This window comes from Paenibacillus sp. FSL H7-0703 (assembly GCF_038003485.1).
Lineage (GTDB): Bacteria > Bacillota > Bacilli > Paenibacillales > Paenibacillaceae > Paenibacillus > Paenibacillus polymyxa_B.
Genome location: NZ_JBBOPF010000001.1, coordinates 2,210,765 through 2,223,326, shown reverse-complemented (window position 1 = coordinate 2,223,326; position 12,562 = coordinate 2,210,765). Strand labels below are relative to the sequence as shown.

Sequence of the window (12,562 nt, the reverse complement as noted above, 5' to 3'; positions counted from 1 at the left end):
AGGAGGGATTGAGATGGAAAGGGGTACACCGTTAATTGATATTGGTGTGAACTTGATGCACCGTTCGTTTCATGCAGATCGGGAACAGGTGGTAGAGAGAGCCGCGGCTGTAGGGATTTCACCGCTGATTATTACCGGGACCAGTGTCCGCAGCAGTCGGGAGGCTTCTCAGTATGCAGCACGTTATCCGGGCAAGCTGTATGCGACAGCTGGCGTGCATCCCCATGATGCCAAAGACTGCAGCGCAGACACGATTCAGCAGCTCCGCCAGCTGGCGGGTCAGCCGCAGGTTGTATCCATAGGGGAATGCGGATTGGACTATAACCGTGATTTTTCGCCACGTGATGTACAGCGTCGATGGTTTGGGGAGCAAATCCAACTGGCGGGTGAGCTGAATATGCCGTTATTTCTGCATGAACGAGATGCACATGAGGACCTTGTCGCTATGCTTCGGGAGTATCAAGGGCTTGTCGATAAAGCGGTAGTGCATTGTTTTACTGGCACTGAACAGGAATTGCATACGTATGTAGAAATGGGACTGTATATCGGGATCACCGGCTGGATTTGCGACGAACGGCGTGGCAAACATCTGCGTGAACTGGTCAGAGATATTCCCTTGGACCGTCTGATGATTGAAACGGATGCTCCATTTTTGACCCCGCGTAATTTGCCCGTGAAGCCCAAAGAAGGGCGTAATGAGCCCGTGTATCTCGCTCATATTGCTGCTACGGTTGCCGAATGTACAGGTCGAAGCATGATGGAGATCGAAATCGCGACGACGGAGACAGCCAAACGTTTCTTCGGATTATAGGATTGTCAAAGCCATAGATGTGGTATATATTATAGTGAATTAAAAGAGCATTGTCGGGAGCTTGAGAAAGTCAGGCTGAGAGGGTGGCCCTTGCCACTGACCGTGAAATCTGATCTGGGTAATGCCAGCGTAGAGAAACCAAGAACACTATACAGGAATGCCGCTTGTTTTGCGGTTGTCGATAGATTCAATGTATGTCCTAGCATTTTACCTTGACCCTGACTTTGGCTTGGTATCAGTGTAGTAGCTTAGACTACTGGTTATATAAGGCATATCGACGAGTGATGTTTTGTATGGTGCTTCACCTTTTACTGCGCATAAAGCTTGCCTGGAGATTCAGCTCCAGACAAGCTTTTTTTATGGCCAAGAGGCCAATTATAAGGAAAAAGGGGAGCACGCAATAATGAATACTGCTGTAAGAGCGTCCAAAGGGTTGAAGCTGACTGATATTTTGGTCACGATTGTGATATCTGTTGTGTTCGGGTTGGTCTACAAAATATGGGGACCTGCCTATGATTTGATGAAACCATTTGGTCTACACGCCGAGCAACTGATGTATGGCATGTGGTTTATGGCAGGCACGTTTGCTTATCTCATCATTCGCAAGCCGGGTGTTGCGATTTTGGCAGAGGTGGCAGCGGCAACGGTCAGCGCTTTTTTGGGAAGCGAATGGGGCATGTCCACCTTGTACTATGGCCTGCTGCAAGGCTTGGGAGCGGAGCTGTTTTTTGCGGCTTTTCTGTATCGAAACGCAAACCTATGGGTTGCTTCGCTAGCTGCGGCTGGGGCGGCTGTCACATCTCTGATTTTAGACTTCAGTTACGGGTATATTGATCAGCTATCGACCTGGAACTATGTTTTGTATATTGGATTTCGGATGATTGGCAGTATTGTGATTGCCGGGGTATTCGCGTTCTATCTGGCTAAGGCATTGGAGGTAACCGGAGTTACACGAAGTTTGAGACCTGCAACGGAACAAGATTATAAGGGGCTGGATTGATGAGCCGGGCAACCGAAGATGTGGTGGCTTCGATCACCCGTCTACGGTTGAAATTCCCCGGTGAGCAAGAGCTGCTTTTTCACAATATGTCTTTGTCTGTCCACAAGGGGGAAAAGCTGCTGCTACTGGGACCGAGTGGATGCGGTAAATCAACACTGCTCCAAGTGTTAAGCGGTCTGATTCCACGCACGATAGAAGTGCCCATGAAATGCGATGCTGCTGTAATCCCAAGTGTCTCAGGTATTGTATTTCAAGATCCTGATACGCAGTTCTGTATGTCATATGCAGACGAGGAACTGGCTTTTGTGTTAGAAAATAATCAGATTCCCCGGGAACAGATGCAATCCCGTATTCGCGAGCTGCTGATACAGGTAGGTCTCTCGACGGATGATATACACATGCCCATTGGCAACATGTCACAGGGAATGAAGCAGCGTCTGGCGATTGCGTCTGTGCTGGCTATGGAGCCAGAAGTGCTTTTTCTGGATGAGCCCACGGCTTTGTTGGACGAGGAAGGCACCACACAGGTTTGGGACACCATTCGCAACATTTCGGTAGACCAAACGCTGGTGATCGTAGAGCATAAAATTAATGAAATCGTCCATGATGTGGATCGGATTGTGGTGCTTTCTGCTCAAGGGGAGATCATTGCGGATGGAAGGGCAGAAGAAGTATTTCATGTGCATCGGCAGGCATTGTCTGAGTACGGCGTGTGGTACCCGGGAGTATGGAATGAATCGTCTTCGCCACGTTGGAGTGAATCAGTGACACAACAGAACGGTGCGGGGATTGATTTGCTGGAGCTGGAACATTTTAGTGGTCTCCGCGGTTCAAGTTCAGTGATTTATGTGGAGCATGCGCAGGTGAAGCCTGGCGACTGGATTGGCGTGGTCGGTGAAAACGGGGCTGGCAAAAGCTCGCTGCTGCTCTCCATGATGCGCTTACTTCGCACACAGGGACGTTATAGCGTGCGCGGAATTGAGGCAGGCAGTACGGAACAACTGGCAGAGCGTATCGGGTTCGCATTTCAAAATCCCGAGCTGCAATTCGTAGCGCATACCGTACGAAAGGAACTAGAGTATTCGTTACCCAAGAGCTTGTTTAGTGCTGAACAGTGCCGGGAGCGGGTGGATCGGATGCTCGTACAGTTCGGATTGGAGCGGCTGGACGAGCGTCATCCGTATCAGCTTTCGTTAGGCCAAAAAAGGCGGTTGAGTATTGCTACGGCTATGATCCGTGAGCCGGAAGTGTTGCTACTGGATGAACCGACTTTTGGGCAGGATGCGCAAAATACCTTTGTCATGCTGGATATGTTGGAGCAGTTGAGAGCGGCAGGCACGGCCATTGTGATGGTCACGCATGACCCGGAAATTGTCCGTCGATATTGTACCGATATATGGCGGATTCAGAAAGGGGAACTACAGTATGAACCTGTCCTTTCCCCATCATAAAACATGGCTGCATCGCGTGAATCCGGGCTTAAAGCTCGTGATGTTTTCCATACTGTTTGTGGTCGTTATAGTCATTCATGATCCGAATGTCATGTTTAATGTTGCGTGTTCTATGCTGTTGCTGCTTGTCTGGTCAGGCCATCCATGGAAGAGGCTGCTGCTGTACGGATCTCCCTTTATATTGGTGTTTATTTCAACTTCAACGGGTATGATGATGTTCGGCAAAGGGGGGACGACCTGGTGGACATGGGGCTTGATCCATGTGACGCAGGAAAGCTTTTACCGAGGCATGCATCTGGGCTTTCGTGCGCTGAGTATGGCTGCGGTAGGGTTGCTGTTTGGTTTAACGACTCGTCCGGTGGACCTTTTTTATTCACTGATGCAGCAATGGAGGCTCTCTCCGAAGTATGCGTACAGCTTCTTGGCAGCCATGCGGTTGATGCCCATGATGGTGGAGGAATTCCAGGCATTGAGACAAGCTCATCGCATTCGAGGCTTGCATCAGCATGTGTCCAAATGGAATATGTATGCCACGCTTCGCAGGTATGCGATTCCGCTGCTCGCTCAAAGTATCCGGCGTGCTCAGCGAATTGCTATTGCCATGGAAGCCAAGGGTTTTGCTAATGAAACCAAGCGCACGTATTATTATGCGATTGGCTATTCGGCTGTAGATATTTTATTTATTTTCTATTTTGTGGTGATGCTTACGCTGGCTTGGGGACTCGGTATCCGCTTTCCTTATGTAGGGGTATGGGATGTACGTTAATTGTTGTCAAAATGCTTTGCCCGTTTTCTGCTCTGTGGTATATTAATGCAATGGGAATTGACGGCTCGTACAGCCCCGCCCGGGCTGGCGGGCTTATTACATTTTCCCGCAGAAATGGATCATCAGGAGGCCAAGTTTCATGATTACGCTGCATCAGGTAAGCAAGCATTATACCACCTCAAGCGGCCAATTTCATGCGGTTCAATCCGTGTCCCTTCAAGTGGAGGAGGGGGAAATTCACGGTATCATAGGTGCCAGCGGTGCCGGTAAGTCTACGTTGCTCCGGTTGATGAATGTATTGGAAAGGCCGGATGAGGGAAACGTGGTTGTAAACGGGGAAGATCTGACTCGCATGCCGGAAAAACGTCTCCGAGAAGCGCGGCGATCCATAGGGATGATTTTTCAGCATTATCATCTTGTTCACAATCGGACGGTCAGTGGAAATGTGGCAATGCCGTTAGAACTGGCAGGTGTCGCGAAAAAAGAGAGAGCGGAACGTGTGCGCGAATGCCTGCAATTCGTCGGTTTAGCTGATAAAGCAGAACAGTATCCGGCACAACTGAGCGGAGGCCAAAAGCAACGTGTGGCGATAGCCAGAGCGCTGGCGAATCGACCTGCGGTGCTGCTGTGTGATGAGCCAACCTCGGCGCTTGATCCGCAGACGACCGCGGATATTTTGGGCGTGTTACGGGAGATCAACCGTGAACTGGGAGTTACCATTGTAATCGTAACACACGATATGGACGTGGTACGCAATATTTGTACCCGTGTATCAGAAATGCGGGATGGGCAGCTACTTTCAACGCAGCGTGTAGCTGACACTGCGGTAGGTTCAACAGCGGGAGCAGGTGAAGCTGATGAATGAAATGCTGAGCATCATTGCGCAATATCAGTCTGAGATATGGAAAGCCATCGGAGAGACGTTTATCATGGTGGGGATTTCTATCGCAGCAGCTGTACTGTTAGGGCTTCCGGCAGGAACGATTTTGTATTTGTGTGGTAAAGGGCAAAAATATGAAAATCGACTGCTGTTCACCCTATTGAACAGTGTGGTCAATGTTATCCGCTCATTCCCGTTTTTGCTGCTCGTCGTGTTTATGATTCCATTTACACGTCTGGTCATAGGGACGGCGCTGGGCACGATGGCTGCAACGGTCCCCTTGTCAGTGGTGGCCATCGCCTATTATTCGAGGCTGGTGGAGCAATCATTGCTCGAGGTGCCCAAGGGTGTAATTGAAGCCGCTACTTCTATGGGGGCATCCACCCTCCAGCTTATTTTTAAATTTCTGTACGTGGAGGCTCGTTCCGGGCTTGTACTGGGTTTGACCACGTCCACCATTAGCTTCATCTCCTACTCTACGGTGATGGGCATTGTGGGCGGCGGCGGGGTAGGTGATTTTGCCATCCGCTACGGTTACCAGCGTTTTGAAACAGGCTTGATGGCGTTCACCATCGTTGTCATGATTATTTTTGTACAAACGATCCAGTTCACCGGAAGCACCATATCCCGCCGGATCGACAAGCGGTAAGGTGGAATTGTAACTTTCACTATACTTGCACAACTCACTATGGGAAATAAAAATGACTTTACAGTACCTCAAAAGCGGAGCGAGCAGAATTGTTCTGGAGAAGCGTCAGCGTTCGCCTTTGAAACGGGATTCTAACCTATAAATTGTGTTACAAATCAGAGAGAATCCCATTTCAACAGCGATCAGAAGAACAATCTGCACGTGAAGCGGCTGCGGCTCCCACTGTAACTCATTTACATCTTCCTAATCACAATTTACTTGGAGGTTCCTCATCAAATGAGTCGGAAAAACAACATGAAAACGAACTTGAAATTACTTACACTATTTGCTGTCGTTATGCTACTGGTTGCTGGATGCGGTGGTCAAAAGCAGGCTGCTCCAGAAACACAGTCTAAAGAAGCAAATTCCCAAAAAGAAGTGACCTTGAAAGTAGCAACGCTAATCCCACCGATGACAGATGTGCTGGATATCGTGAAGCCGCTGCTTAAACAGGACGGAGTCAATCTGGAAATCGTCGTACTTTCAGATAATATCCAACCGAACAACGCATTGGCAAGCCGGGAAGTAGATGCTAACTTCTTTCAGCATGCTCCTTTTATGCAACAATATAATGAAAGCAACAAGTCTGATTTGGTGGCGATAAAACCTATTTACAACGCCATTTATGGCGCGTACTCCAAAAAATACAAGAACGTTAAAGACCTGCCGGAAGGTGCGACTATTGCCATTGCCAATGACCCGGCCAATACTGGACGTTCTTTAGTAATGATGGAGCAAAACGGTTTGATCAAGCTTAAAGAAGGCGTAGGCTATAATGCTACACAGGCTGATATTATTGAAAATAAGAAAAAATTTGTGTTTAAAGAAGTGGATTTGTTGATGCTAGCGCGGTCACTGGATGATGTGGACATGGCTGCCATGTATCCCGCATATGCCAAGCCGCTCGGTCTGACACCGAAGAAGGACGCGCTGATTACCGAAAAAGACGATACGCACTTTGCCATTAATCTGGTAGCGCGTAAGGATAATGCAGATTCCGATGCTATTCAAAAGCTGGCAAAGCGAATGACTGGACCGGAAGTACGTAAATTTTTTGAGGACAATTACAAGGATAGCGTTGTTCCAGCATTTTAAATAAATAAGTATGTTGAAACATCGTTTTATGATGAAATACGACCTGTATAATGGAAGGAAGTCTGTGAAGAGCAGATGGTCTCCCTTGTGCAGGTCTTTTTTTTCATCCTTAATATGGAAAGGAATTCTCGAAAACAGGGTATAAAGTCTTATTTTTTAAGGTTTTAGGGTGTTGCACCGCTGCGAATTTTGGTCATAAAGGGCGATGGAGTAATGATAAGGAACATATTAAAATAAAAATACGAACAAACATTCGTTTTCGATTTCGTTAACGGTGTTTTTATATAGGTCAAAAAATTCAGCTGACAACGGGCCAAAAGCGTGAGTAAAAAGGAAGGGGAACGACATGAAGCTGTTTGTAACTGTAAAAAGTTTGGGAAAGCGCAAGCCCGCACTCGCACGACAGGAAATAGAGCTGAGTCCTGCTCCAGAAACATTGCGAGATTTGATTACTGCAACCGTTGCTCTGAATGTTCAAAAGCTGCGGGAAAAGCAGGAGAGTGTCGCGCTGATTCCGTTCCTTACGGGAGAAGAAGTTCAGGCACAAGGCGAGATAGGCAAAGTAGGATTCGGTTCTATATATAATGATGGTATCCCGGATATTAAGGATGCCGTGAACACGGCGATGCAGGCATTTGAAGATGGTTTATACAGAGTTTTTGTATGTGACGAGGAAACTATTGAACTCGATGCTCCTTTGTCACTTAAGGATGGGAATGAGATTGTATTTATACGCTTCACAATGCTGGCTGGAGGCCTATGGTAGAGGGGGAAACGAAACATGCATCAAGAGAACAATGAGCAAGAATATTTCACCACACTGAAGGAGCGCGCAACGCAACTGGATGGACCACAACAGGAGTTGGCTCAGTATGTTGTGGAACTAGGTAAGCTTCATTACATACAGGAGGACGAGGAGCCATTTAACGAATGTCAGCGAATATTAAAAGAACGAGCGACAGAAAGCGGAGAACCGCTGTTTAAGCCACTGACAGAGGTATTACATGCTCTAATTGGACAAACAGCGGGCGATGTATTCTCACATCTAACGGAGCATGTGACTGAATATCCATACAGCACAGGGTATGCGCGCAAACCGTTTCGCACTTCGGATATTACGGCCCATACTTCCCGGGTTTATAAAAGAATGGTGCAGTTGATCCGAATGGACTGTATCGGGTTCTCCGTAATGGATTATTTAACAAAAAAGGATTATGAACCAGGCAGAGATTATCGGATTCAGGAAACGATTGGTGACTGGATTGCTTATGAGCTGGATCACGGTAATTCACAGGTGCTTGAGGCGTTAAAAGCTATTATTTATGAGGATAATCAGGCGGCGTTACTTACGCGCAATATGATTAAAGGCATGCTCCTGAGTCATCAGGAGGAGAATTATCGCATGATCGGCGAGCTCTTGGCAGCCGCCAAACTCCAGGAGGGATTGCGCCAAAGTATCGTGGAACAAATGGATGAAGGGACCCCGGAGGCTCTAATATATCTGTTGAAGGTAATCATCGACCAAGGCTTCATTCGTTACAGTTCGGTGGTGCGGGCGCTTGCAGTATGGACGGGCATGGGCTTGGAATCCGCCAATCAGCGGGTCGTTCGCCAACTGATCGAGCAGGCATATGAAGCATTGACTCGTAGTGAACTGCGCCAGGAATGGCTGATCAGCTCAAATGCTAATGAAGTTTATATGAGTTTGTGGGCTACGGCAGTACATGAGGAACGTGATTTGTATGGACAGGTTCGAAAACTCATGGAGCAAGGAGCAACCTACCAGAAGATCGTAGCACTGTATGTACTGTCTAACAGTGACAACAAGGATGTGCGCCTCGGAATTGCGAGAGAATATCTGGATGAAACGGACCAAGAGCTTCAATATTGGATACTGACGAACTATACAAGCAATTATTTTTATGAATGGGTAGAAGGCGGGACGGTCGCGGATCGGATCGTTAAAGTGGTGCGTACTCCTTTGCTGGAGAGCAAAGAGGAGCGGCGTAAAGATTTTGAACGACTTCATAACCTGTTTGTACATATGAAAAAGGGTGAGTCCACCGAGCCCTCCAAGGTGCTGGATTTTGTTAATCTGTATCACCGCTCAGATGCACCTATTCAAAAAATGCTGTATCTCGCTGGTTATGATATGGATGCTTCCTGGATTGGGGAAATCATAGCCTTAAAGGAACAGATTAGCCCTAATCTGCGTGGCGAACTGTTGAACCATTTTGTGCAAAAACCTGAGGATGCGATACAACGTGATTTTATTTTTTCCAGTTTGTCTGACAAAAGTATGAGTATCCGTGAGTTCGCTGTGGCCAAGGCACGTAAGCTGACGCTGTCGGAACCAGAAATGCAACAAATGGAAGCCTTATTAAAGCTCAAGACGGGATCGTTGCGCCAAAGTGTCATTGGTGTGCTGCTCTCACAATCGGAAGAGCCGCTCGCTGGCTCATTGGAACGCTTGCTGCGTGCTAAGGCGGAGCTGCAACGATTGGGTGGACTGGAAGTATTGACGAAGATATATGCAGACCCGGATCGTGCCGAACAGTATGAAAGCCTGCGGACTTTGGCGGATATCATTCAGCAACCTACAGCCAAAGAGGAGCAACTGCTGTCCAAGCTGGGACAGGAGGATGCTTTTACAGGGGCTAATGGTTTTGCACTGTACGATCCGAATGTCAAGGAAGCTTGGTTGGAAGAGAAAGTTGATCTGGGTGATTTTCGATTGGCCGATGTTTTTGTTAGTCCATTGGAGAAGCTCAAGCAGTTCTTGAGTGGACTGGACGAGCTTGTTCATCATCATCGTGATGTGGAATATACTGCGGAGTATTATTCGGGCTACAAAGATACATTGCTTATTGGGACGAACCTTCGCCCTCTACGGCTGGTTCAGATCGATGAAGAAGTAGATTCCAGACTGTCTTTATATCCTCTCTATGAGGAGTGGGACCGTTATTTGCAGGAAAGCGGCATGGAAGCGCGTGAACTGCTGGAGCTTGTTTTTTATGACCGATTAGAGCCTATGGACCGAACGCTGGATCGCTATTATCGATACTTTTCTTTTAACATGGACTATTCAGAACAAAGCAAGCACAAGCTGCTGGAAGGATGGCGTAAAGATTTCGCTGAGCAAATGTATCCTTTGGATCGCATTAACGAGGTACAGAAGTGGATGGCAGAACTGACCTATTCCGATCAGGTAAGCACATTAGTTAATGCTTATTTTATGGACACATCCGGTGACCAAACATTTGACGTAATTGACCTTGCTTTAAATTCACTAATGCAAGGCATGCCTAAGGACAGACCTGAAGAGGATATGGGAATGCTCCATCTATTGTCTGGCCCGTGGGTGGCACTGGAGAAGGGGCAGGTTCATGATGGTGAGTCCTTTAAGCGCTTTTTCCATACCTTTGTGAACTACGCAGAACTGCCAGGAGCGGAAAATCGTTTTTATTCTCCGCTGGATCTGGAGGATTATTTCAAAGCATATGAAAAAGGGTTGATCGGTGTAGGGGAAGTGTATCGAGAGCTGTTGGCCGGTAGTGAAAGCAGAAGACATATGAGTTCCTTAACCAATGCCCGCAATACATGGATTTCTAGCAAACATGAATTTTTGGAAATACGTCGTACGGTTATTGATCGACTGCTAGAGGTTGAATTGGTTCGAGGCGATTTGCCTACCGAGGCTACGCCAAAGGTTATGGGATTGAGCCAATTTGAAGGTATGGATTATTTCATCCGTATTCTGGAGGGTCTCGACAAGGAAACGTTTGTGCGTGGTTATGTGTACGGCTACGGTGATCGTATTACCAAAAAAGAATCGTTCAGCCACTTGCTCAAAGCATGTTATCCGAGTGATGGCGAGAATGCCACGTTGCTCAAGGAAAAGCTGAAGAACACTAAAATTACAGATAAACGTCTGCTGGAGGCGGCTATGTATGCACCGCAGTGGATTGAGATTGTAGCAGACTATCTCGGTTGGGAAGGGCTTCGCAGTGCGGCATGGTATTTCCATGCGCATATCAATGAAGGTTTTTCGGCCGAGAAGGAAACGATTGTAGCTCATTACTCGCCGATTGCTCCACAAGATTTTAATGATGGTGCCTTCGATATTCACTGGTTTCATGAGGCCTATGAGACGTTGGGCGAGGAACGTTTTGACCTGCTGTACGATTGTGCCAAGTATATTTCGGCTGGAGCCAATCATCGTCGATCCCAGTTGTTTGCAGATGCGACGCTGGGTAAGCTGAAACGGAGTGAAATGGAAAAATCAGTGGAGGACAAGCGAAACAAAGACCATTTGCTGACCTACAGTCTGATTCCACTTGCTCAGCCGCCTGAACCAGATATACGCGAACGTTATGATTTTATCCAGAGGTTTCTGGAACAAAGCAAAAAATTCGGGGCACAGCGTAAGGCCAGTGAGGCACTCGTTTCACGGATTGCGCTCGGGAATTTGGCACGTAACGCAGGCTACGATGACGTAACCCGTCTCGTATGGGACATGGAAGCTCGGAAGCTGGATGATCTTCGGTCTTATTTTGAGCCACATGCTTTGGACGAGGCTACAACGGTGCAGCTCGTCATTGATACTGAAGGAGCGGCAGATATTGAAATTGTCAGCAAAGGCAAGACGCTGAAATCCATTCCGGCTCGTTTCAAGAAGGATGAGTATGTTACGTCGCTGAAGGAGCTTAAAGGTGATCTAGTGGATCAGTACCGCAGAGCTCGCAAAGAATTGGAACGCTCTATGGAGTCTGGTACGACCTTTATGGTGAAGGAATTGAGAGGATTGCTGGGTAATCCTGTACTTGCTCCGTTGGTGCGGACACTGGTTTTCAAGGCTGATGATCATCTCGGATATTTTAATGAGGAAACGTTGGTATTGACGGCTCCTTTTGCTGAACAGCATACTATAGGAGAAGAGGACAAGCTGATTATTGCTCATCCCCTTCATTTGTTCGAAAGTGGTCGTTGGAGCGACTTCCAGAAGGACTTATTCGACCGCCAGATACGCCAGCCATTTAAGCAGGTGTTCCGTGAGCTGTACTTGCTGAATGCTGATGAACGTGCAAATGCGACCGTTTCCCGTCGATATGCAGGACACCAGGTACAGCCGAATAAAACGGTATCCCTGTTGAAAGGACGGCAATGGACGGTCAGCTATGAGGACGGACTTCAGAAGGTGTACTATGCTGAGAATCTGATTGCGAACCTGTATGCCATGGCGGACTGGTTCTCACCAGCGGATACCGAGGCTCCTACACTGGAGACAGTGCAGTTCTTTGATCGGACAACGTATAAGAGCGTACCGTTGAACGAAGTTCCTCCTGTTCTGTTCTCCGAAGTTATGCGGGACGTGGATCTGGTCGTCAGTGTTGCCCATGTAGGTGGCGTTGATCCAGAGGCCAGTCTGACGACCATTGAAATGCGTAGGGTGATTGTGCAGGAATCACTTCGCTTGCTGAAAATTAGCAATGTACGCTTGGATGGGAATTATGCACGTGTAGATGGGACTCTTGGCGAATATGCTGTGCATCTGGGAAGCGGGGGTGTCTACAAGCAAGCGAAGGGAGCACTGCATATTATCCCGGTGCATTCGCAGCATCGTGGACGCATCTTCCTGCCGTTTCTGGACGAGGACCCAAGAACAGCTGAGATTCTATCCAAAGTTGTGTTGTTGGCCGAGGATCAGAAGATCAAGGACCCGCAAATTCTTACACAGCTTCAAGCGTAGAATAGAATTCTGATATATATAGATTCATAATTAACTCAACGTTCGCACCTAAACAATGATTTCGCATCCTCGACTGTGTAGGTGGAAACTTAGTTTAGTTGCGGAGGTTGAGTTATTTAATA

Annotated in this window: 9 protein-coding genes; all 9 read left to right on the top strand. The window is 47.6% G+C overall.

Annotated elements, in window-relative coordinates; all coding sequences use genetic code 11:
- Positions 1–13: 13 nt before the first annotated feature.
- Positions 14–811: a TatD family hydrolase gene (locus tag MHB46_RS09625; RefSeq protein WP_341162189.1), complete on the top strand. Its 798-nt coding sequence runs from the start codon at positions 14–16 to the stop codon at positions 809–811.
- A 403-nt stretch (positions 812–1,214) separates the two neighbouring features.
- Complete coding sequence (locus MHB46_RS09620; protein WP_061830613.1) at positions 1,215–1,811, top strand: ECF transporter S component; 597 nt, start codon at positions 1,215–1,217, stop codon at positions 1,809–1,811.
- Complete coding sequence (locus MHB46_RS09615) at positions 1,811–3,262, top strand: ABC transporter ATP-binding protein (protein ID WP_341162188.1); 1,452 nt, start codon at positions 1,811–1,813, stop codon at positions 3,260–3,262. Before MHB46_RS09620 ends, MHB46_RS09615 begins: the two co-directional genes overlap by 1 nt.
- Positions 3,237–4,028 (top strand): energy-coupling factor transporter transmembrane component T family protein, encoded by a 792-nt coding sequence (locus tag MHB46_RS09610; RefSeq protein ID WP_341162187.1) that lies wholly within the window; start codon positions 3,237–3,239, stop codon positions 4,026–4,028. The genes MHB46_RS09615 and MHB46_RS09610 overlap by 26 nt, the downstream gene beginning before the upstream one ends.
- A 139-nt stretch (positions 4,029–4,167) precedes the next feature.
- Positions 4,168–4,893 (top strand): methionine ABC transporter ATP-binding protein, encoded by a 726-nt coding sequence (locus tag MHB46_RS09605; protein WP_013308946.1) that lies wholly within the window; start codon positions 4,168–4,170, stop codon positions 4,891–4,893.
- On the top strand, positions 4,886–5,557 hold the full coding sequence (locus MHB46_RS09600) for a methionine ABC transporter permease (protein ID WP_341162186.1): 672 nt from the start codon (positions 4,886–4,888) through the stop codon (positions 5,555–5,557). Before MHB46_RS09605 ends, MHB46_RS09600 begins: the two co-directional genes overlap by 8 nt.
- Before the next feature lie 276 nt (positions 5,558–5,833).
- A complete protein-coding gene (locus tag MHB46_RS09595) occupies positions 5,834–6,691 on the top strand; it encodes a MetQ/NlpA family ABC transporter substrate-binding protein (RefSeq protein ID WP_061830605.1) in 858 nt (285 codons plus the stop codon).
- Between the two features lie 346 nt (positions 6,692–7,037).
- On the top strand, positions 7,038–7,457 hold the full coding sequence (locus MHB46_RS09590) for a hypothetical protein (protein ID WP_341162185.1): 420 nt from the start codon (positions 7,038–7,040) through the stop codon (positions 7,455–7,457).
- Between the two features lie 15 nt (positions 7,458–7,472).
- Entirely contained in the window at positions 7,473–12,440 is a 4,968-nt protein-coding gene (locus MHB46_RS09585; protein WP_341162184.1) for a DUF4132 domain-containing protein, read from the top strand.
- Positions 12,441–12,562 lie beyond the last annotated feature (122 nt).

Excerpts from the sequence above, each read along its gene's own strand:
- MHB46_RS09625 (WP_341162189.1), top strand. The coding sequence starts at position 14 with ATGGAAAGGGGTACACCGTTAATTGATATTGGTGTGAACTTGATGCAC.
- MHB46_RS09620 (WP_061830613.1), top strand. The coding sequence starts at position 1,215 with ATGAATACTGCTGTAAGAGCGTCCAAAGGGTTGAAGCTGACTGATATT.
- MHB46_RS09615 (WP_341162188.1), top strand. The coding sequence starts at position 1,811 with ATGAGCCGGGCAACCGAAGATGTGGTGGCTTCGATCACCCGTCTACGG.
- MHB46_RS09610 (WP_341162187.1), top strand. The coding sequence starts at position 3,237 with ATGAACCTGTCCTTTCCCCATCATAAAACATGGCTGCATCGCGTGAAT.
- MHB46_RS09605 (WP_013308946.1), top strand. The coding sequence starts at position 4,168 with ATGATTACGCTGCATCAGGTAAGCAAGCATTATACCACCTCAAGCGGC.
- MHB46_RS09600 (WP_341162186.1), top strand. The coding sequence starts at position 4,886 with ATGAATGAAATGCTGAGCATCATTGCGCAATATCAGTCTGAGATATGG.
- MHB46_RS09595 (WP_061830605.1), top strand. The coding sequence starts at position 5,834 with ATGAGTCGGAAAAACAACATGAAAACGAACTTGAAATTACTTACACTA.
- MHB46_RS09590 (WP_341162185.1), top strand. The coding sequence starts at position 7,038 with ATGAAGCTGTTTGTAACTGTAAAAAGTTTGGGAAAGCGCAAGCCCGCA.
- MHB46_RS09585 (WP_341162184.1), top strand. The coding sequence starts at position 7,473 with ATGCATCAAGAGAACAATGAGCAAGAATATTTCACCACACTGAAGGAG.